At 62.9% G+C, this 19306-nt stretch carries 22 protein-coding genes; 15 read left to right on the top strand and 7 right to left on the bottom strand.

Annotated features, from left to right (window positions below; translation table 11 throughout):
- The first annotated feature begins 67 nt into the window (after positions 1 to 67).
- Together NLY42_RS14770 and NLY42_RS14765 are read left to right on the top strand one after the other, a co-directional pair.
- Positions 68 to 1483: an ATP-binding protein gene (locus NLY42_RS14770; protein WP_023672026.1), complete on the top strand. Its 1416-nt coding sequence runs from the start codon at positions 68 to 70 to the stop codon at positions 1481 to 1483.
- Between the two features lie 222 nt (positions 1484 to 1705).
- Entirely contained in the window at positions 1706 to 2728 is a 1023-nt protein-coding gene (locus NLY42_RS14765) for a glycosyltransferase family 4 protein (RefSeq protein ID WP_023683722.1), read from the top strand.
- 10 nt (positions 2729 to 2738) lie between these two features.
- On the opposite strand, the gene NLY42_RS14760 is transcribed toward NLY42_RS14765, so the two are convergent.
- The 3 genes from NLY42_RS14760 to NLY42_RS14750 form a co-directional block, all read right to left on the bottom strand.
- Positions 2739 to 3098, bottom strand: a complete 360-nt coding sequence (locus tag NLY42_RS14760) for a tRNA-binding protein (RefSeq protein ID WP_023672028.1) — start codon at positions 3096 to 3098, stop codon at positions 2739 to 2741.
- A 6-nt stretch (positions 3099 to 3104) separates the two neighbouring features.
- Positions 3105 to 3605 (bottom strand): type III secretion system chaperone family protein, encoded by a 501-nt coding sequence (locus NLY42_RS14755; protein ID WP_006202532.1) that lies wholly within the window; start codon positions 3603 to 3605, stop codon positions 3105 to 3107.
- A gap of 315 nt (positions 3606 to 3920) precedes the next feature.
- The gene (locus NLY42_RS14750; protein ID WP_023711152.1) at positions 3921 to 4223 is read right to left on the bottom strand and encodes an accessory factor UbiK family protein; all 303 of its coding nucleotides are present in this window, start codon (positions 4221 to 4223) and stop codon (positions 3921 to 3923) included.
- Positions 4224 to 4378: 155 nt separating this feature from the next.
- Here NLY42_RS14750 and NLY42_RS14745 point away from each other — a divergent pair, with 155 nt between their 5' ends.
- The 10 genes from NLY42_RS14745 (at position 4379) to NLY42_RS14700 (ending at position 12463) form a co-directional block, all read left to right on the top strand.
- On the top strand, positions 4379 to 4537 hold the full coding sequence (locus tag NLY42_RS14745) for a hypothetical protein (RefSeq protein ID WP_245259839.1): 159 nt from the start codon (positions 4379 to 4381) through the stop codon (positions 4535 to 4537).
- A gap of 82 nt (positions 4538 to 4619) precedes the next feature.
- Complete coding sequence (locus NLY42_RS14740) at positions 4620 to 4859, top strand: BrnA antitoxin family protein (RefSeq protein WP_023683720.1); 240 nt, start codon at positions 4620 to 4622, stop codon at positions 4857 to 4859.
- 103 nt (positions 4860 to 4962) lie between these two features.
- Complete coding sequence (gene lgt, locus NLY42_RS14735; protein ID WP_023713942.1) at positions 4963 to 5847, top strand: prolipoprotein diacylglyceryl transferase; 885 nt, start codon at positions 4963 to 4965, stop codon at positions 5845 to 5847.
- The gene (locus NLY42_RS14730; protein WP_031244353.1) at positions 5844 to 6908 is read left to right on the top strand and encodes a class I SAM-dependent methyltransferase; all 1065 of its coding nucleotides are present in this window, start codon (positions 5844 to 5846) and stop codon (positions 6906 to 6908) included. The genes lgt and NLY42_RS14730 overlap by 4 nt, the downstream gene beginning before the upstream one ends.
- A gap of 151 nt (positions 6909 to 7059) precedes the next feature.
- Positions 7060 to 7854 carry a peptidoglycan editing factor PgeF gene (pgeF, locus tag NLY42_RS14725; RefSeq protein ID WP_023695793.1) on the top strand — a complete coding sequence of 265 codons (795 nt, stop codon included), beginning with the start codon at positions 7060 to 7062 and terminating at the stop codon, positions 7852 to 7854.
- Positions 7854 to 9005, top strand: coding sequence for a M24 family metallopeptidase (locus NLY42_RS14720; RefSeq protein WP_023754568.1), 1152 nt, complete (start codon positions 7854 to 7856; stop codon positions 9003 to 9005). Before pgeF ends, NLY42_RS14720 begins: the two co-directional genes overlap by 1 nt.
- Before the next feature lie 55 nt (positions 9006 to 9060).
- Positions 9061 to 9657 (top strand): hypothetical protein, encoded by a 597-nt coding sequence (locus NLY42_RS14715; RefSeq protein WP_023686118.1) that lies wholly within the window; start codon positions 9061 to 9063, stop codon positions 9655 to 9657.
- A gap of 141 nt (positions 9658 to 9798) precedes the next feature.
- Positions 9799 to 10734: a ribose-phosphate pyrophosphokinase gene (locus tag NLY42_RS14710; RefSeq protein ID WP_023686119.1), complete on the top strand. Its 936-nt coding sequence runs from the start codon at positions 9799 to 9801 to the stop codon at positions 10732 to 10734.
- A 95-nt stretch (positions 10735 to 10829) separates the two neighbouring features.
- Positions 10830 to 11345, top strand: coding sequence for a hypothetical protein (locus NLY42_RS14705; protein WP_023670049.1), 516 nt, complete (start codon positions 10830 to 10832; stop codon positions 11343 to 11345).
- A gap of 146 nt (positions 11346 to 11491) precedes the next feature.
- Positions 11492 to 12463 carry a Bug family tripartite tricarboxylate transporter substrate binding protein gene (locus tag NLY42_RS14700; RefSeq protein ID WP_023754569.1) on the top strand — a complete coding sequence of 324 codons (972 nt, stop codon included), beginning with the start codon at positions 11492 to 11494 and terminating at the stop codon, positions 12461 to 12463.
- A 35-nt stretch (positions 12464 to 12498) separates the two neighbouring features.
- Here NLY42_RS14700 and NLY42_RS14695 read toward each other — a convergent pair whose 3' ends face one another.
- Positions 12499 to 13371, bottom strand: a complete 873-nt coding sequence (locus NLY42_RS14695; protein WP_023754570.1) for an AraC family transcriptional regulator — start codon at positions 13369 to 13371, stop codon at positions 12499 to 12501.
- A 203-nt stretch (positions 13372 to 13574) separates the two neighbouring features.
- On the opposite strand from NLY42_RS14695, the gene NLY42_RS14690 reads away from it, so the two are divergent.
- Both NLY42_RS14690 and NLY42_RS14685 read left to right on the top strand, forming a co-directional pair.
- Complete coding sequence (locus NLY42_RS14690) at positions 13575 to 14819, top strand: MFS transporter (RefSeq protein ID WP_023733351.1); 1245 nt, start codon at positions 13575 to 13577, stop codon at positions 14817 to 14819.
- A gap of 144 nt (positions 14820 to 14963) precedes the next feature.
- Positions 14964 to 15878, top strand: a complete 915-nt coding sequence (locus NLY42_RS14685) for an alpha/beta fold hydrolase (RefSeq protein ID WP_023754571.1) — start codon at positions 14964 to 14966, stop codon at positions 15876 to 15878.
- Between the two features lie 99 nt (positions 15879 to 15977).
- On the opposite strand, the gene NLY42_RS14680 is transcribed toward NLY42_RS14685, so the two are convergent.
- Positions 15978 to 16820, bottom strand: a complete 843-nt coding sequence (locus NLY42_RS14680; RefSeq protein ID WP_156933717.1) for an alpha/beta fold hydrolase — start codon at positions 16818 to 16820, stop codon at positions 15978 to 15980.
- A 148-nt stretch (positions 16821 to 16968) separates the two neighbouring features.
- Here NLY42_RS14680 and NLY42_RS14675 point away from each other — a divergent pair, with 148 nt between their 5' ends.
- On the top strand, positions 16969 to 17400 hold the full coding sequence (locus NLY42_RS14675; RefSeq protein WP_023670043.1) for a MarR family winged helix-turn-helix transcriptional regulator: 432 nt from the start codon (positions 16969 to 16971) through the stop codon (positions 17398 to 17400).
- A 22-nt stretch (positions 17401 to 17422) separates the two neighbouring features.
- On the opposite strand, the gene NLY42_RS14670 is transcribed toward NLY42_RS14675, so the two are convergent.
- Positions 17423 to 18184, bottom strand: coding sequence for a glutamine amidotransferase (locus NLY42_RS14670; protein WP_023701577.1), 762 nt, complete (start codon positions 18182 to 18184; stop codon positions 17423 to 17425).
- Between the two features lie 79 nt (positions 18185 to 18263).
- A complete protein-coding gene (locus NLY42_RS14665; RefSeq protein WP_023701576.1) occupies positions 18264 to 19265 on the bottom strand; it encodes a rhamnose ABC transporter substrate-binding protein in 1002 nt (333 codons plus the stop codon).
- Positions 19266 to 19306 lie beyond the last annotated feature (41 nt).

The raw sequence follows: 19306 nt of genomic DNA, 5'->3' as shown, positions 1-19306 counted from the left end.
TGGCCATAGATGTGTGGCCATCGACCAGCGGCATCGACCAGCGGCCATTGACCCAGCGAAAGGACAAATGGCGACCACGCAACTGGAACGGCCGGAACAGGGCGGCTTTGGCGCGCGCGTATCACGCGCGCTGAAAGCAATGCCGCGTGCCTGGAAGCGGTTCTGGCGGCTGGTTGCGTTCTATATGCCCAAGCGGCTTTATGCCCGCTCGCTGATCATCGTCATCGCGCCGATGATCCTTCTGCAGTCGGTCGTCGCCTTCGACTTCATGGAACGCCACTGGGCAACCGTGACGCAGCGCCTGTCGCAGGCCACCGTGCGCGACATCGCCGCGATCATCGACATGATCGAGACCTATCCGCACGATGGCGACTACGCGAACATCATCCGCATCGCCCAGGACCGCATGCAGTTGAAGGTCGACCTCTTGCCGCCCGACCCGTTGCCGGCGCCTGGACCCAAGCCCTTCTTCTCGATCCTTGACGACGTCCTTTCCACCGAGATCACCCGCCAGATCAACCGCCCGTTCTGGATCGACACGGTCGGCAATTCCAACATCGTCGAGGTCCGCATCCAGCTCGAGGGCAAGGTGCTGCGCGTCTTCGTGCGCCGCAGCCAGGCCTATGCCTCCAACACCCACATCTTCCTGATCTGGATGGTCGGGACGTCACTGGTGCTGCTGACGATTGCCATCCCCTTCCTTCGCAACCAGATCCGGCCGATCCTGTCTCTGGCCGAGGCCGCCGAAAGCTTCGGCAAGGGCCGGCCGATGCCGCGCGATTTCCGCCCACGCGGCGCCGAGGAGGTTCGCCGGGCCGGCTTTGCCTTCATCCAGATGCGCGAGCGCATCGAACGCCAGCTGGAACAGCGCACCGCCATGCTGACCGGCGTCAGCCACGATCTCAGAACCATCCTCACCCGCTTCAAGCTGCAGCTGGCGCTGGCCGGCGGCAAGCCCGAGACCAAGGCCGCGCTCAACCAGGACATCGACGACATGCAGTCGATGCTGGAAGGCTATATCGCTTTTGCCCGCGGCGAAGCGTCGGAAGATGCCGGCCATTTCGATCTCGAGGCCTATTTCCAAAAGCTCGGCGAGGAGGCGTCGCTGCACAAGCGCAAGCTATCGACCGTGCTTGCCGGTGATCCGGACGTGCATGTGCGCCCGCACGCTTTCGCCCGGCTGTTGTCCAATGTCGCCGGCAATGCCTTGCGCTATGCCAAGACGGTGGAGATCAGCGCCGATCACGGCCGCGGCTCACTCGTCGTCACCATCGACGATGACGGTCCGGGCATCCCGCCGGAAAAGCGCGAGGACGTGTTCAAACCGTTCGTGCGGCTCGACGAGGCGCGCAACCTCGACGCCAGCGGCACCGGCCTTGGTCTCTCTATCGCCCGCGATATTGCCCGCAGCCATGGCGGCGACATCATGCTGGAAGACAGCCCGCTCGGCGGCCTGCGGGCGGTGATCAAAGTGCCCGCCTGACCAAAGCATGATCTGGAAGTCGGGCTCGGCCAAAAACCACCTTCATCCGCGCGTCATGAAACCATGGTCAAGAGCGCGCATGAAGCGCGCGACCTCAGTTGATTCGGCTCAGCCGCCTTACTTCGACCTCGTGCCTGCCCGGGTGCGGTGGAGCGAAGCGAGGGCAGCCGGGCCGTACCGCTATCGCATCAAGGCAACCGTCGACCCGAGCAAAGGACCGCCATGCGCATCCTGATGGTCACCGACGCCTGGCGGCCGCAAGTCAACGGCGTCGTCCACACGCTGGAGCGGCTCACCGAAACGCTGAAAACCTTCGACGTTGCGGTCGACTTCCTGACCCCGAACATCTTTCGCACCTTGCCGTTGCCGACCTACCCCGACATCAGGCTGGCGCTGACCACGCCCGGCCATGTCGCGCGGCTGATCGAGGCTCGCAAGGCCGACCATATCCATATCGTCACCGAAGGCCCGCTCGGCATCATGGCGCGGCGCTATTGCCGCAATGCCGGCCGTCCCTTCACCACCAGCTATCACACCCGCTTTCCCGAATATCTCAGCGCCCGCCTGCCGGTGCCGGAGAGCTGGGCCTATCGCTGGCTGCGTGATTTCCACAATTCCGGACAAGGCACGCTGGTCGCCACCCAGTCGCTGGCGGAGGACCTTGCGTCGCGAGGCTTCACCAAGCTCAGGCCGTGGACGCGGGGCGTCGACACCGATCACTTCCGCCCCGACAAGAAGAAGGACCTCGGCTTCCCTGGCCCGGTATTCCTGTGCGTCGGCCGCGTCGCCATCGAGAAGAACCTGAGCGCCTTCCTCGATCTCGACTTGCCCGGCAGCAAGGTGATCGTCGGCGAAGGACCGGAACTGGCCAGGCTCAGGGCGAAGTACCCGCAGGCGCATTTCCTCGGCCATCGCCCGAACGATGAGCTGGCCGAGATCTACGCCTCGGCTGATGTTTTCGTCTTCCCCAGCCGCACCGACACGTTCGGCAACGTCATCATCGAGGCGCTGGCCAGCGGCACGCCGGTGGCCGCCTATCCGGTCACCGGACCGATCGACATTGTCGGCGACGGCATCGGCGGCGCGGTGTCGACCGATCTGCGCGAGGCCTCGCTCGCCGCGCTCAATGTCGACCGCGCCGAGGCGCGCGAACGCGCCATGCGCTACAGTTGGAAAGCCTGCGCCGAAATGTTCATGGACACGGTCGAAGAGGCGCTGAGCACAAGGCGCAAGCTGGCCGCCTGACGCAATCTTCCTAAAACAACCTGCCGCCGTCCGGCACCTTGCGCTCGATGGCGCCAAGGACCACGGCGCCTTCCTCATCAGGGAAGCCGAGCGTGAGCACTTCGGACATGAACGGACCGATCTGGCGCGGCGGGAAATTCACCACCGCAAACACCTGCCGTCCCACCAGCGTTTCCGGCGCATAGTATTTCGTGATCTGTGCCGAGGATTTCTTCACGCCGATCTCAGGGCCGAAATCGATCTTCAGCTTGAAGGCGGGTTTGCGCGCCTCGGGGAAAGGCTCGGCCTCGACGATCGTGCCGGCACGGATGTCGACACGATCAAAATCGGCAAAGCTGATCTCGGGCTTGCGCGCGCTGCTCGAACTCATGGAAGCTCAAGCGTTGCCATAGGTCTCGAACAGGACACCGGCCAGCGCATCCTTGGCCGAGGTTCCCGACCAGACAACGAACTGGAAGGCCTGGAAATAGCATTCGCAGGCTTCAAGCGCCGACGACAAAAGCACCTCGACCTGCTGGCTCGACGGTTCGACCCCGCCGGCAAGCAGCAGCGACTGGCGAAACATGATCGCGCCCTCCTGCTCCCAGAGATCGAAATGGCCAAACAGCATCTGCTCGTTGATCAGCGACAACAGCCGCATCACTTCCAGCGCGCGGGCTTCCGGCACCTTGATGTCGAAAGCACAGGCCAGATGCAGCGCCTCGAAATCCTCCATCCATGAGAAGGAGACGTGATAGTCGGTCCAGCTGCCGGCAACCGAGATCGAGATTTCGTCATCGCCGGCCCGTTCGAAGGACCAGTCATTGTTATGGGCGACCTGCTCGATGACATCCACCGGATGGATTTCGCGGGAGAATTCGAGTTCGAGAAGTTCCATGGAATGCTTCCTGTGTTCAGGGGAGCGCCACACGCTCCGCGGGGCACACACGACGAACAATTTGTCTTGAACTCGGACGGCCAGGACTTCACGACACAAAGACCCCGGACCGGACCCCACCGCCCGGCCGCATGACCCTGCTCCGAATCATGCAACAAATTCAGTCTATTGATCGGGAGTCGCGTGAACAGCCTAATTTTTCGCACTGCGTCATCAGCATGTGGAAAGGCGCTGTCACAAAGATTCATGCATTGCCGGTAAACGATTCACGGCAAAGCACTTTTTCGGATTGTGCTTTGTGGAAAAGTTTAAATTTTATTTTTTTGCTTTGGGCTTTGCCGCAGCCGCAGGTGCGGCCTGTCCGGTCAATTCGGCAAGCCTGGCCTCGAGCGCGTCGATGCGGGCGGCCAGCCTGGTGTTTTCTTCGCGGGCCTTGGCAGCCATGTCGCGGGCAGCCTCGAACTCCTCGCGCTGCACCACATCCATGGTGTTGAGGATGCGCTCGGCCTGCCCCTTGAAGGCAGTCTCCACCTCGCGGCGCACGCCTTGTGCGGCACCCGCAGCATCGGTCATCAGCTTGGCGAATTCATCGAGAATGCGGTTCGGTCCGGTTGACATGGCAAATCCTCGCTTGCTCGAATTGACGTAGTGGCACTGCCTGCGGAATGCAAGAACGTTGAAGCTGGTGCGGCTTCATGTCGGACGCGATTTGGCTCACGGTCCGGCCGACAGATTGCTATTATCGCAAATGGATTCTTGGAACGACGGTTGCCGTGACGGACAGTGCGGACTTGGAGAAGCGCTTTGCAGCACTCGATGCAGCACTCGCAAAGGGCATTTCGGATGCCGATGCGGGCCGGGTCAAGCCTGGCGACGAGGTGCTGGACAGGCTTGAAGCCAAATACAGGGCAATGGCAGAGAGAACCAAGTGAAGTTACTGGTCTTCGCAGACCAGCGGCCTAGTTTTCCTCACGACTTGCTCAGGCAAGAGTCACTCTCATTCAGGATCAACCAATGGCAACGCCCCCGCGCCGACCGACCAATCCGATGGAAGCCGCTGAAGCGGCCTTCAAGCCGGTCAAGAAACCCGCGCCTCCCATTCGCGAACCCTCCGCCGCACCAAACGTTCGCGAGCTTGTCTCGATCAGGATCGATCGCGCCGTGCTCGACCATTTCCAGGAAGATGGCCCCGGCTGGCAAGACAGGATCAACGATGCGCTCAGGCAATTGGTCGCCGGCAAGCCGCAGGGTTGAGCCCATTATCTCTGACGATCAGGCTGTCGTCACCTTGCCTTGACCCAGCCAAAACCCTGCCGCATGGTCCGCGCCCTAACGCGAGCCCTCCCAGGAGATCCTGTTGAACGACTATTTCCCGCTGCCGATGGCGTCGCTGTCCTTCCCCAACATCGACCCGATCCTGGTTCAGATCGGCCCGCTGGCTGTGCACTGGTACGGCATCGGCTATATCGTCGGCATCCTGTTCGCCTGGTGGTACGCCAAGCGGCTCGTCACCAACACAAGGCTGTGGCCTGATGGCGTCTTGCCGATGAAGCCGATCGACCTCGACGATTTCATCGTCTGGGCCGCCGTCGGCGTCGTGCTCGGCGGACGCACCGGCTATGTGCTTTTCTACGATTTAAAGCGCTATATCGACCACCCGCTCGACATCTTCGCCGTCTGGCAGGGCGGCATGTCGTTCCATGGCGGCCTGCTTGGCGTCATCCTCGCCATGACGCTGTTTTCCCTCAAGCGCGGCATCCGCACCTGGACGCTGTTCGACGTGGTGGCAGCCGGCGTGCCGGTCGGGCTCGGCCTCGTCCGCATCGCGAACTTCGTCAATGCCGAACTCTGGGGTCGCGTGACCGACGTGTCGTGGGGCGTCGTCTTCTGCAACGAGCGTCTCCAGCAGACCGTGGCGGGTTGTGTCGCGGGCCTGGAGCCTCGCCATCCGAGCCAGCTCTACGAAGCGCTGCTCGAGGGCGCGGTGCTGTTCCTGGTCCTGCGCTTCCTCACCCATTCGCGGCTGAAGCTGAAGACGTCGCGCTTTGTCGGCGGCGCCTTCATTTGCGGCTACGGCCTGTCACGCATCTTCGTCGAGTTCTTCCGCGAGCCCGACCAGCAGCTCGGCTACCTCCTCGGCGGCTGGCTCACCATGGGCATGGTGCTGTCGCTGCCGATGGTGCTGGCCGGCATCTGGGCGATGGCCACCGCCAAACCGGCGCCGCAACCACAGCCGGCATGACACGGCTGAAGACCCGCATCGTCGACCTGATCGGCGCGCTCGGGCCCCTCCCCGTCAACGAGTACATGGCGCTCTGCCTTTTCGATCCCAGCGACGGCTACTACACCACGCGCGAGCCGTTCGGCGCCGCCGGCGACTTCGTCACCGCACCCGAGATCAGCCAGATGTTCGGCGAACTCGTCGCCGTCTGGCTCTATCAGGCCTGGCTGGCGATCGGCCGATCGCTGCCGGTCACCATCGCGGAGATCGGGCCTGGCCGCGGCACGCTGATGAAGGACATGCTTCGCACCCTGACGCGGCTCGATCCGGCTATCGCCGCCGGAGCGTCCTTCGCTCTGGTCGAGACCAGCCCGCGGCTAACCGAAATCCAGAAGCAGACGCTTGCCGAAAGTTCGGTTGAGCTCGGCTGGCACGAAACCATCGCCACGCTACCGCAGGCGCCATTGCTGATCGTCGGCAACGAATTGTTCGATGCCGTGCCGATCCGCCAGTTCATCCGCGCCGGCGCCGGCTGGCGCGAACGGGTGATCGGCCTCGATGTCTCAGACGAGTTGAGCTTCTTCGCCGGCGCTGGCTCGGTCGAGGCGACGCTGCTGCCGGAAGACGCCACCGAGGCGCCACAAGGCTCTATTTTCGAAATAGCACCGGCCCGCGCGGCACTGATGGCGACCATTGCCGAACGCATAGCCGACCACGGCGGCGCCGGGCTGTTCCCTGATTACGGCCACCTCCAGCCCGGTTTCGGCGACACATTGCAGGCCGTGCGCAGGCACGCCCCAGAAGATGTGCTGGCCAATCCCGGCGAAGCCGATCTCACCGCCCATGTCGACTTCGCGGCACTGGCCGCCGTCGTGCGGGCGCATGGCCTCGATGTGGAATTGGCGACGCAGGGCGACTTTCTGCTTGGCATGGGATTGCTTGAGCGAGCTGGCCAGTTGGGCAGCCAGGCAAGCCAAGAGGCACGACAAACCATTGCCGATGCCGTCGAGCGCCTGGCCGGACCCGACGGCATGGGCACGCTGTTCAAAATCCTGCAAATCCTGCCGCATCAGCCAGTCTGACCCTCAGAGATCGTTACAAGCCGTCCCGCCATGTCGCTTGTGGTCGCATGCCTGCTTTTGGCCAATGCAAAGTCGACGCAGCAGCACTGTCGCAATCACTCGGCCGAACTTCGCCTTGACGAAAACGCCGGCGCGGACAACAAACCCATCCATGCTGAATCAGACCAAACCGGATCCTGTTCGCTCGCCGCTGCTGGAAGCGGCCAAGCCGCGAGGTATCCGCCATGGCTATTTCACCCGTATCGGCGGCGTCTCCGGCGGCATCTATCAGGGACTTAACATCGGCACCGGGTCGGATGACGATCAGATGCTGGTCGCCGAGAACCGCCGCCGCGTCGCTGCCTGGATGGGTGTGCCGGCCAGCCATCTCCTGACCGCGCATCAGGTCCACTCGCCCGATGTCGTTATTGCCAGGGAACCCTTTCCCGGCCCGCGGCCCAAGGCCGACGCCATCGTCACCGACCGGCCGGGCATCGCCATCGGCGCCTCGACGGCCGATTGCGGCCCGGTGCTGTTCGCCGATGCGCAAGCGCGCATCATTGGCGCTGCACACGCCGGCTGGAAGGGCGCTTTCACCGGTGTGCTTGAAAACACCATTGCCGCGATGGAAAGCCTCGGCGCCCGCCGTGAGCGCATCATTGCGGTTCTCGGTCCTTCGATCGGCCCCGACAATTACGAGGTCGGGCCGGAATTCGTCGCCCGTTTCGTCGAAGCCGATGCCGAAAACATCGGCTATTTCGCGCCTTCGGCCAATCCGGCGCATGCAATGTTCGATCTCAACCTCTATACGGTCGACCGGCTGAAGAAGGCTGGCGTGACCGCGCAGGGGCTTGGCCGCTGCACCTATGCCGAGGAGGATCTCTTCTTTTCCTACCGGCGCGCGACGCATCGCAAGGAACCGGACTACGGTCGGCAGGTTTCGGCAATTGTTTTGGAGAACGGATAATGGCGCTGCATTTCGAACGGTCGGAATTTGACGCCCGGCGTGACCGGTTGATGATCGAGATGACGGAAAAGAAGCTCGATGCTGTACTGCTTTTCGCCCAGGAGAGCATGTACTGGCTAACCGGCTACGACACGTTCGGCTTCTGTTTCTTCCAGTGCCTGGTTATGAAGGCTGACGGCTCTATGGTGCTGCTCACCCGCTCGGCCGATTTGCGCCAGGCGCGCCACACATCGATCATCGACAACATCGTGCTGTGGACCGACCGCGACGGCGCCAACCCGGCGGTCGACCTGCGCAACCTGCTCAACGACCTCAATCTCCTCGGCGCTCGCATCGGCGTCGAATACGACACCCATGGCCTGACCGCCTTCAATGGCCGCCGCGTCGACGAGCAGCTGCAGACCTTCGGCCAGATCGCCGACGCCTCCGGTATTGTCGGCCGTCTGCGCCTGTTCAAGAGCCCGGCTGAAATCGCCAAGGCCGAAAAGGCCGCCAACCTTTCCGACGACGCGCTCGAAGCGGCCCTGCCGCTGATCAAGCAGGGCGGCGACGAAGCGCTGGTCCTTGCCGCCATGCAGGGCGCGGTGTTTGCCGGCGGCGGCGACTATCCGGCCAATGAATTCATCATCGGCTCGGGCATCGACGCGCTGCTCTGCCGCTACAAGGCCGGGCGCCGCAAGCTGACCAAGAACGATCAGCTGACGCTCGAATGGGCCGGCGTGTTCCATCACTATCACGCGCCGATGATGCGCACCGTGCTGACCGGCAAGGCGTCGAAGCGTCATCAGGAGCTGTTCGACGCCGCCCGCGCGGCTCTTCTGGCGGTCGAGAAGGCGATGACGCCCGGCAACACCTTCGGCGACGTCTTCGACGCGCATGCCCGCACGCTGGAGGCGCACAGCCTGACCAAGCATCGGTTGAATGCCTGCGGCTATTCCGTCGGCGCCCGCTTCACCCCGTCCTGGATGGACATGCCGATGTTCTACCAGGGCAATCCCGAGCCGATCGCGCCCAACATGACATTGTTCGCGCACATGATCATCATGGACTCCGAAACCGAGACGGCGATGACGCTTGGCCGCACCTACCTGACCACCGAATCCCAGCCGAAGCCGCTTTCACGCCATGATCTCGACTTGATCGTACAGTGAATCCATAATGGTTGGTCCACGCGGGGGCGTTCGCGACTAAGGAGTTTTCGGGCAGATGAGACGATCGCATGTGACGACCGTGTCATTGCTCGCAGCGCTTGTGCTGGCCGCTTGCACCAATGCCAAGGACGTCCTTGAGCCGTCCGCCATCACGCCGCCGGCAGCCTCGGCCCAACCGGCTCAGCCCTTGGCTGCCCCGGGCATCGCGCCCGCCGCCACACCAGCGCCGGCCGTCGGCGCCACGACACCCGCCAATCCCGCGCAGAGCGCCGCCGCTTTGTCGAAGACCCGGCTGCAGATCGCGCCGATCGTCGGCGCCTCGGTGGAAGCGGCAACGCCGCTGACGGCCGAACTGCAGACACGCGCCAAGCAGCGCGGCATCACCCTTGCCGGCAGCGCCGACCAAGCCGCCACCCATGTGCTGAAGGGCTACTTCTCGACGATGACGGAAGGCAAGGACACCACCGTTATCTATGTCTGGGACGTCTATGACCCCGCCGGCAACCGGCTACACCGCATCAATGGCCAGCAGAAGGCGCCCTCGGTCAATGCCGCCGAAGGCTGGCCCGCGGTTGCACCCGCTACCATGCAGGCGATCGCCGACCAGACGATCGACCAGTTCGCGGCCTGGCTCGGCGGCAGCGCCGGCTGATCCGCCTGTTACCGGCTTCCGTTCACTGTTGACGTTTTTGAGATTAGCCGGCGGATTCCCGTCAACGAGGCTTGCAATACCGGCACGGCTCGCTACAAGCCCGATTAAGAGGACCTCCCCATCCTTCGCCAGGAACGGTGCATGAAGCTTTTCGCGGGCAATTCCAACCGGGTGCTGGCCGAAGCGGTCGCCCGCTATCTCAATGTCCCGCTGGGCAAGGCCAGCGTCAGACGCTTCGCCGATCAGGAAATCTTCGTCGAAATCCAGGAAAACGTGCGCGGCGAGGATGTCTTCATCCTGCAGTCGACCTCGTTCCCGACCAACGATCATCTGATGGAACTGCTCATCATGATCGATGCCTTCATGCGCTCCTCGGCCAAGCGCATCACCGCGGTCATCCCATATTTCGGTTACGCCAGGCAGGATCGCCGGGCCTCGGGCCGCACACCGATCTCGGCGAAGCTGGTCGCCAACATGATCACCCGCGCCGGCGTCGACCGCGTCTTGACGCTCGACCTCCATGCCGGCCAGATCCAGGGTTTTTTCGACATTCCGACCGACAATCTGTTCTCGGTGCCGGTGATGGCCCGTGACGTGAAGGCAAAATACAAACAGCTTGCCAATGTCGTCGTCGTCTCGCCCGACATCGGCGGCGTGGTGCGCGCCCGCGCGCTCGCCAAACGCTTCGACGCACAACTGGCCATCGTCGACAAGCGCCGCGAACGTCCCGGTGAATCCGAAGTGATGAACATCATCGGCGCGGTCGCCGGCAAGGATTGCCTGCTGATCGACGACATCGTCGATTCCGGCGGCACGCTGTGCAACGCCGCCGATGCGCTGCTCGCCAACGGCGCTACCAGCGTCACCGCCTATATCACCCACGGCGTGCTGTCGGGCGGTGCGGTCGCCCGGATCAGCGGCTCGAAGCTGCAGGAACTGGTGATCACCGATTCCATCCAGCCGACGCAAGGCGTGCTCGACGCCCCGAATATCCGCGTCATCTCCATCGCCGACCTGATGGGCGAGGCGATTTCGCGCACAGCGACCGAAGAGTCCGTGTCGAGCCTGTTCGATTGATCCATGTTGCCCAAAAGCGTGCCCACGGGCCCTAGCTCGGGGGGTGATCTCGTTTTTGGAATCTGCCCAAACCCGTCGCGGAAGGAGCGCAGCTGATGCGCAATCGAATCAAGGCTGCAGGCATCGCAGGAATGCTTCTCGCAATCGGCATCGCCAGCGCGGCCTATGCGCCGACAATCGCTCCGGTTTCGACCGCGCAGGCGCAAACGGAATATCTTCCCACCGAAAAGGATTTCATCGGCAAATGGAGCATCGCAGGGTCCGCAATCCGGCCACCGCGTGATCTGAAAGAGCCGGCGAAGCCCGACCAGGAAGCGGCTGCGACCGAATTTCAGCAGACTGTGACCGCCTTTTATGGCGCCTTCGACTATCTGGAGATCACGGCGGACGGCCGCTACAATTTTCACCAACCGGGTGACCCGGCATCGGGGCCTTGCGTCTGGTGCGGGACATGGTCGTTCAAGAACGATTCCGTGTGGCTCGAACTGGACACGGCACCCAGGCTTGACATCTACACCGAGGGCGGCGACATGCAGATGACCTACACGGCCGAGCCTGAAGAGACGTCACGATACAAATGGCTTGTTTTCAGCTGGACCAAGGCTGATTGAACTGAGGGGTGAGGCGTTCTCGCGCACGCCAACCGAAGCATCGGTGTCAAGCCCGATCTCCTGAGGCGGGCAGTCAGTCCATGGTTGCATTGTGCGAGGAGTTCACCATGGCCATACTGCCCCTCCAATCAACGGAGGAGTAGCAGATGCGGCGTAGGACTTTGCTCGGGCTCGCGGTTTCCATCGCAGCCACCCTTTCAGTACCGGCGGCCTGGGCCGCCGATTTTCCGGACCGGACCATCACCATGGTTGTCCCCTTTTCCGCCGGTGGCTCGACGGATCTGGTCGCGCGCCTAGTCGCCAACAAGATATCCGAAAAGCTGGGCCAGCAGATTGTCGTCGAAAATGTCGGCGGCGCCGGGGGCAGCATCGGCGCTGCCCAGGTCGCCCGAGCCGAACCGGACGGCTACACGATCCTGATGGGCACGGTCGCAACCCACGCGCTCAACCCGCTGATCCTGAAGACAAAGCCCTACGACGCGGAGAAGGATTTTGCGCCGATATCGTTGCTCGTGCTGGTGCCAAACGTCCTGGTCGTAAACCCTGAATTCCCCGCCAAGGACGTCAAGGAACTGATCGAGATGCTGAAGAAGGACCCGGACAAATATGCCTACGCCTCATCAGGCAATGGCACCCCGCTGCATCTCTCCGGCGAGCTTTTCAAGACGATGGCCGGCGTCAGTATGCAGCACATTCCCTACAAGGGCGCCGGACCGGCCTTGAACGACGTTATCGGCAATCAGGTGCCGATGATGTTCGACAACCTCCCCTCTTCATCGGGCCATATCAAGAGCGGGACGCTGAGAGCGCTTGGCGTCACCACCAAGGAGCGCGTTCCCTCCTTCCCCGACATACCGGCCATTGCCGAAACCATTCCCGGCTATGAAACCTACAGCTGGAACGCTCTGTTCGCGCCCGCAGGCACGCCGCCGGAGGTCGTCGCCGTTCTTCAGAAGGCGGCAGTTGAAGCCCTGAAAGACCCTGATGTGATCGCCCGCATGGCCCAGTTCAGCGCCTCGATCGTGGCCTCCACCCCGGAAGAGCTTGGAGCGCATGTGAAGGCCGAACTCGCCAAATGGGAACCGATCGTCAAGGCCAGCGGCGTTCAGCTGGACTAGGGCCTACGACAAAGTGCTGCGGGCTTTTCCTGGCGCTACGGCGCCGGGGCCTCAAGCCGAGGCTGAGCCCGCCGCATGCCTTCGTCGCGGGCGCCGCGCATATAGCCGCGCGGCGAGGCGCCGAGCATGCGCTTGAACATGGTTATGAATGCCGGCACGCTGTCATAACCGAGGTCGAGCGCCACCCTGGTGATCGGCTCGCCGTCGGCGAGCCTGGGAAGTGCCGCGAACAGGCAGGCCTGCTGGCGCCATGTCGACAAGGACAGTCCGGTCTGGCGGTGGAAGGCACGGGTGAAGGAGCGCCGGCTCATCCCCGCGGCATCGGCCCACTCGTCGATCGTGGCATGCGGCGACGGTGCCGCCACGAAGCGTCGGCAGAGCGCCGCCAGCCTGGGATCAGACGGGAACGGCAGGCCGAGCGGCCGTTCCGGCAAGGTCGGGATCTCGTGCAGCAAGAGGTTCATGATCAACCCGCCGCGGCCTTCCAGTTCGCCGCCTTGCGGCAGCTTTTCCGATTCGACGATCAGGCTGTGCATCAGCTCGGTGATGGCGACGACGCGCAAACCTTCCGGCAGGCCCGGGATCGCGCCCGGCATGACATAGACCGAGCGCATCGAGACATCGCCCAGCATTTCGACGGAATGCTCGGTGCCGGCCGGTATCCACATTGCGTGGTCGGGTGGCACCATCCAGCGCCCGTACCTGGTCGTCACCAGCACGACACCGACCAGCGCATGCAGCAACTGGCAGCGGCTGTGGCGGTGTTGCGGAACGTGGTAGCCGTCGGGATATTCGGTCGGCAAAGCCACCGCCGGCCCGGAAACCTCCTCCAGCCACTGCCAGCGGCTTTCGTGCAATCGGCCGAGATCGGCATTGCCGGCGCGGAAGATATCCCTGCGATGTGGCATCGGCTATGGCCCACTTGCGAAACTATTGGACCAAACCACGAAAGAAGTCGCCTCGCAAGCGGCTTATAAGGCAGCCATCCCCAAGGCGCTCCGCAGGGGCGTCGCCCAAGCGCTTCAGACGAGCGTCCTTAAGGCGGTCCGCGGGAGCGGCCGCCAAGCCTGCCCGCGGGCAAACACCCGCCAAAAAGACCTCGGAGCCTGCCTTGACCGATACGACAGCCACCAGCATTGCACCGCAGCCAAGCGCCAGCCTCCCTTCAGCCCAGGCGACCGCCTTCACCGTCATTCTGGCGGTGAGCTTTTGCCACGGCATTAACGACATCATGCAATCGCTGCTGCCGGCGATCTATCCGCTGCTGAAAGAGAACTACGGTCTCGATTTCTGGCAGATCGGTCTTTTGACCTTCACCTTCCAGGTCACGGCGTCGCTGCTGCAGCCGGTCATCGGCATGATCACCGACAAGCGGCCAATGCCCTATTCGCTGCCCTACGGAATGGCGTCCTCGCTGATTGGCCTGATCGTGCTTGCCTATGCCGGCCACTATGCGCTGCTTCTGGTCGGCGCCTCGCTGATCGGCATCGGCTCGGCGATCTTCCATCCGGAATCCTCGCGCATTGCCCGCTTTGCCTCCGGCGGCCGCTTTGGCCTGGCGCAATCTTTGTTCCAGGTCGGCGGCAATTTCGGCCAGTCGATGGGGCCGCTGCTCGCTGCCTTCATCGTCGTGCCCTTCGGCCAGACCAGCATTTCATGGTTCGCCGTCGGTTCTCTGATCGGCATCATCGTTTTGTCGCGGGTCGGCGGCTGGTACAGCCGGATGCGCGCCGCGCAGGGCAATCGCAAGGCGGCAAGCTTCGTCTCGCCCTTCCCGCGCAAGAAAGTGATGGGTGCGCTCATCGTCCTGACGCTGCTGGTGCTGACCAAGAATGCCTACATCGCCTCGCTCTCCAGCTACTACACCTTCTATTCCATCCATAAGTTCGGCGTGTCGGTGCAGATGAGCCAGGTCATGCTGTTCCTGTTCCTCGGCGCCTCGGCGCTGGGCATCCTGCTCGGCGGACCGTTCGGCGACCGCTACGGCCAGAAGGCGATGATCTGGTTCTCGATCGTCGGCGTGCTGCCGTTCACGCTGGCGCTGCCCTACGCCAATTTCGAATGGACGATGGTGCTGACGGTGCTGATCGGCCTGATCCTGTCCTCGGCCTTCTCCAACATCGTCGTGTTTGCGCAGGAGTTGGTGCCGGGACGTGTCGGCACCATCGCCGGGATCTTCTTCGGCTTCGCCTTCGGCATGGGCGGCATTGCAGCCGCAGTGCTCGGCGTCGTCGCCGACATGAAGGGCATCGATTTCGTCTTCCAGATCTGCTCGTATCTGCCGCTGCTCGGCCTGCTGACGGTGTTCCTACCCAACATGAAGGAAGCCAGGAAGGCGCAAGCGGCGGCCAGATAAAACCGGTCGATTTTGCGGATTTGACGCAGGGCGCGGCATTGCTGCGCCCTCTGTGATTCTTTCAGCATGCGCTGGTTGAAAAGCCTGCTAGAGATAGTCATCAACGAAGGCTTGGGGCCTTCGACGTCTCTGGGGGATGATGACATGCGCAAGATCGTGTTGGCCGTGTTGGGCGTGCTTCTTGTTACCTTGCCCGCTACGGCGCGCATCGTTCCTTTTCCGCCGGGTTTCAAGACGCAGTCCGTCGAAACCAACGGCACCAAACTCTATGTGCGCGTCGGCGGCAAGGGTCCCGCCGTCGTGCTGCTGCACGGCTTTGCCGATACCGGAGACATGTGGGGCGCCGCGGCCATCGCCCTCGCAAAGGACCACACCGTCATCGTGCCGGACCTGCGCGGCATGGGTCTGTCGGCCCACCCGGAAGCGGGCTACGCCAAGAAGAACCAGGCCGTCGACATCGCCGGCGTGTTGGATGCCCTGAAGATCGACAAGGCAGATCTCGTCACCCACGACATCGGCAACATGGTCGGCTATGCGCTCGCCGCTCAGTATCCCAAGCGCATCACCAAATGGGTCATCATCGACGCGCCGCTGCCCGGCATAGGCGACTGGGAAAAGATCAAGCAAAGCCCACTGCTTTGGCACTTCAACTTCCGCGGCCCGGATATGGAGCGGCTGGTCGCAGGGCGCGAGCGCATCTATCTCGATCGCTTCTACAACGAACTGTCGGCTGACCCCAAGAAGATCGACGAGGCCACGCGCAAGCACTACGCCAAGCTCTATGCCCGTCCGCATGCGATGCATGATGCTTTCGAGCAGTTCAAAGCCTTCGACCAGGATGCGATCGACAACCAGGCGATGCTCGCCGCCGGCGGCAAACTGACCATGCCGGTACTGGCTGTCGGCGGTGAAAAATCCGCTGGCACTACGCAGGCCGATCTCCTGCGGCTTGTTGCGACCGATGTCACGGGCGGCATCGTGCCCGCTTCCGGACACTGGATCATGGAGGAAAACCCGGACGCGACCGTCAAAGTGATCACTGGTTTTCTCGATAAATAAGGCACCGCCTCGCTGACATTTCGATGAAAGCAAAGGCACCCGCCCGGCGGCGGGTGCCTTGCTTATCCGACTGGACGATGTCTATTCAACTGAACGGTTCTACGCCTTGAAGAAGGCCAGGAGGTCGGCATTGATGACATCGGCATGGGTCGTCGCCATGCCGTGCGGGAAGCCCTTGTAGACCTTGAGCTCGCCCTTTTTGAGCAGCTTGACAGCCAGCAGCGCGGAGTCGGCGATCGGAACGATCTGGTCGTCGTCGCCATGCATCACCAGCACCGGCACGTCGATGGCCTTCAGATCGTCGGTGAAGTCGGTTTCCGAGAACGCCTTGATGCAATCGTAATGCGCCTTGGTGCCGCCCATCATGCCCTGGCGCCACCAATTCTCGACGACAGCCTGCGACACCTGGGCGCCGGGGCGGTTGAAGCCGTAGAACGGGCCGGCCGCAACATCGTGGAAAAACTGGGCGCGGTTGGCTGCCTGGGCGGAGCGGAAACCATCGAACACCTCGATCGGCAGGCCACCCGGATTGGCCGCCGTCTTCAGCATGATCGGCGGCACCGCGCCGAGCAATGCGGCCTTGGCGACACGGCCACCGGAGCCGTACTTCGCGACATAACGGGCCACTTCGCCGCCACCGGTGGAATGGCCGACATGGATGGCGTCTCTGAGGTCGAGATGCGCCGCAAGTTCCGCGACATCGGCGGCATACGTATCCATCTCGTTGCCGGTATCGGTCTGGGTCGAGCGGCCATGGCCGCGCCGGTCATGGGCAATGACGCGGTAGCCCTTGGAAAGGAAGAACAGCATCTGGGCGTCCCAGTCGTCGCTGCTCAGCGGCCAGCCGTGATGGAAGACGATGGGTTGTCCCGTTCCCCAATCCTTGTAGAAAATTTCGGTGCCGTCCTTGGTGGTGATCGTGCTGCTGCCGGGCTTGGTCATCTCGCTCTCCATTGATTGCTTCCGCGATAATCAATATCGCGATAACCATAAGATTAGCGCAGGTCCAAATCCTTGTCTACAGAAAAATATATCGCGATATCATTTTCGTGGTACATATTGATGTGCTCAGTCGGCAAAGGAATGCCTCGTGCCTCTCCCGTTGGACAACCAGCTCTGCTTCACGCTTTACGCCACCAGCATGGCAATCAATCGCACCTACAAGCCCATGCTGGACGAGATGGGCATCACCTATCCGCAATATCTCGTGCTGAACGCACTTGCCGAAGCCGGCGGGATGTCGGTCGGCTCGATTGCGCACAGGCTCGCTTTGGAATCGAGCACCATCACGCCGCTGGTGAAGCGCATGGAACAGGCCGGTCTCGTCACCCGCCAGCGCAGCCAGACGGACGAGCGCCAAGTGCAGGTCGACCTGACGCCTGCCGGCCGCGCGCTGCTCGTCCAGTGCAACTGCCTCAACGAAACCCTGATCGAACGCTCGGGCATGACGATGGCTGATCTCGATGCCTTGAATCGGCGGATCCAGGCGCTGCGCGAAGCGTTGAGCAGCAAGCCGGACTAGCTGCCCTACAAACACGCCAGGCTTAATCCTTGCCGGCCAGCCAGCGCACGACGTTGCCCATCAGCTTGCCGTAGAGCGGCCATCCCAAAAAGTCCTGCGACAGCCAGTGTGGGCCGATGTCGGTCGCCCACGCGACGGTGCGGCCACGGCCATGCTCACGAACCGCAAGCAGCGGCCAGTCCGTGCCGCGATACTGGCAGGTCGCCAGAAGCTGGGACGAGCCGTCGCGCCTGAAATCGAGTTTGTTCATGCCGAGGATCGGCGGCAACGGACCCGCGACACCGGCAAGGATCGGATGCGACGCCTGAAGGATCGACGGCTGCAGGCCTTGCGGCACTTCCAGCCCGTCCGAGAATGGCAGGCAGCGCACGGGCAGCACGTCCTCGACCGGGGTGTCGTGGAAACGCGCCGTGCCGAACATGCCCTGGAACCCCATATAGCCGCCGGCCAGCATCAGCCCGCCGCCGCCTTCGACATAGGCCTTGAGGACGTCGAGGCGGTTGACGCCGATGCGCCCGGCGCGGGCCTCCGGCGTGACCAGCAAGGTCAGCGCGCCGACATCGGAGATCACCACCGCCTGGTATTCGGCCAGCGCGTCGAGGTCATACGGAAATTCGGCCGCACAGCGATCGCCACCGATCTGCGTCACCGCTATGCCCTCTGCGGCAAGGGCGGCATTGAAGGCCGTCGCGCCATTCACCCATGTCGCACTTGTCAGAACGTCGCCGCCGGCAGCGACCGACGTCGTCGCCGCGAAGGTCTCGCCTGCCAGCAAGAGTTTCATCGTCGCCCTCACGCTTTTCGACTGACAATTGAACGAGCGGGCGCCGGCTTGAACCGGCGCCCGCCGGGCCTTGGGAGGCTTAGAACTTAAACTCGGCCAGGTTTTCCGGGGTCACGATCTTGGCCGGGCCAAGGATCAGTTCGCCGCTGGCCCCGATCGTGTATTCGCCGAGCCTGCCCGCCGTGAACTTCTCACCTTCCTTGCCGGTGATCTTGCACTGCGCCAGCGCCTGGGCCGCCTGATAGGTCAGGTAGCCGAGATCGGTGACATTCCACCAGATATCCTGGGCAGCGCCATCCTTGATGTATTTCGAAATCAAAGTGGCCGGCGCAAGGCCGGTCAGCTTGACCTTGCCGATCATGCCGGCTTCCTCGAGTGCGCGCGCGGCCGCCGGAAGGCCAATGCCTGCCGGCACGATGATCACCTTGAGATCCGGAAACGCCTGCACCAGCGCCAAGGCCTGCTGCTGGTTGACCTGCTCGCTCTCCTCGCCATAGGCGACCTGCACTAGTTTCATCTTGGCGTATTTCGGCTCTGCCGCCATCTTCGCCTTCATGAAGTCGATCCAGGCGTTCTGGTTGGTCGCCGTCGGCGTCGACGACAGGATGGCGAACTCGCCTTCGCCGCCGCTGAGGTTGAATGCGCTTTCCAGCATCATTTCGGCCAGACTGTCGCCCTTCACCTGGTTCACGAACACCGCGCGCGCATCGGCCGCGACGTCGGAATCGTACGATATCACCCGGACGCCTTGCTGAACGGCGCGCTTCAGCGCAGGCGCAACCGCATTGGCGTCGTTGCCGGCGATAGCGATGACCCCGACCTTCTGCGACACAAGGCTGTTGATGAATTCGATCTGTGCCTCGGCCGTCGCCTGCGACGGGGCGACCTGGGTGGCGGTGCCGCCAATTTCCTTCGCAGCCTCCTCGGCGCCGCCGAAAGCCACCTTGAAGTAGGGATCGGTGTCGAGCTTGGGCAGGAAGCCGACCGTTACAGGTTCCTTGGCGCATTCCTGGCTGTATGCCAGCGAGGCCGGCGCAAGCAGAACCGCGGATGCGAGCAGGGCTATTCTAAACGCTTTCATTGTGTCTCCTCCGTCAGAATTCGGGCTTGAAGAAAGGGGCC

The organism is Mesorhizobium sp. C372A, assembly GCF_030323245.1.
In the GTDB taxonomy this organism is placed as follows: domain Bacteria; phylum Pseudomonadota; class Alphaproteobacteria; order Rhizobiales; family Rhizobiaceae; genus Mesorhizobium.
The sequence above is the reverse complement of the archived record's forward strand: the minus strand, read 5'-3'. Positions and strand labels throughout refer to the sequence as shown.

Coding starts and splice junctions, on each gene's coding strand:
- NLY42_RS14770 (WP_023672026.1), top strand. CDS start 68: ATGGCGACCACGCAACTGGAACGGCCGGAACAGGGCGGCTTTGGCGCG.
- NLY42_RS14765 (WP_023683722.1), top strand. CDS start 1,706: ATGCGCATCCTGATGGTCACCGACGCCTGGCGGCCGCAAGTCAACGGC.
- NLY42_RS14760 (WP_023672028.1), bottom strand. CDS start 3,098: ATGAGTTCGAGCAGCGCGCGCAAGCCCGAGATCAGCTTTGCCGATTTT.
- NLY42_RS14755 (WP_006202532.1), bottom strand. CDS start 3,605: ATGGAACTTCTCGAACTCGAATTCTCCCGCGAAATCCATCCGGTGGAT.
- NLY42_RS14750 (WP_023711152.1), bottom strand. CDS start 4,223: ATGTCAACCGGACCGAACCGCATTCTCGATGAATTCGCCAAGCTGATG.
- NLY42_RS14740 (WP_023683720.1), top strand. CDS start 4,620: ATGGCAACGCCCCCGCGCCGACCGACCAATCCGATGGAAGCCGCTGAA.
- NLY42_RS14730 (WP_031244353.1), top strand. CDS start 5,844: ATGACACGGCTGAAGACCCGCATCGTCGACCTGATCGGCGCGCTCGGG.
- pgeF (WP_023695793.1), top strand. CDS start 7,060: ATGCTGAATCAGACCAAACCGGATCCTGTTCGCTCGCCGCTGCTGGAA.
- NLY42_RS14720 (WP_023754568.1), top strand. CDS start 7,854: ATGGCGCTGCATTTCGAACGGTCGGAATTTGACGCCCGGCGTGACCGG.
- NLY42_RS14715 (WP_023686118.1), top strand. CDS start 9,061: ATGAGACGATCGCATGTGACGACCGTGTCATTGCTCGCAGCGCTTGTG.
- NLY42_RS14710 (WP_023686119.1), top strand. CDS start 9,799: ATGAAGCTTTTCGCGGGCAATTCCAACCGGGTGCTGGCCGAAGCGGTC.
- NLY42_RS14705 (WP_023670049.1), top strand. CDS start 10,830: ATGCGCAATCGAATCAAGGCTGCAGGCATCGCAGGAATGCTTCTCGCA.
- NLY42_RS14700 (WP_023754569.1), top strand. CDS start 11,492: ATGCGGCGTAGGACTTTGCTCGGGCTCGCGGTTTCCATCGCAGCCACC.
- NLY42_RS14695 (WP_023754570.1), bottom strand. CDS start 13,371: ATGCCACATCGCAGGGATATCTTCCGCGCCGGCAATGCCGATCTCGGC.
- NLY42_RS14685 (WP_023754571.1), top strand. CDS start 14,964: ATGCGCAAGATCGTGTTGGCCGTGTTGGGCGTGCTTCTTGTTACCTTG.
- NLY42_RS14680 (WP_156933717.1), bottom strand. CDS start 16,820: ATGACCAAGCCCGGCAGCAGCACGATCACCACCAAGGACGGCACCGAA.
- NLY42_RS14670 (WP_023701577.1), bottom strand. CDS start 18,184: ATGAAACTCTTGCTGGCAGGCGAGACCTTCGCGGCGACGACGTCGGTC.
- NLY42_RS14665 (WP_023701576.1), bottom strand. CDS start 19,265: ATGAAAGCGTTTAGAATAGCCCTGCTCGCATCCGCGGTTCTGCTTGCG.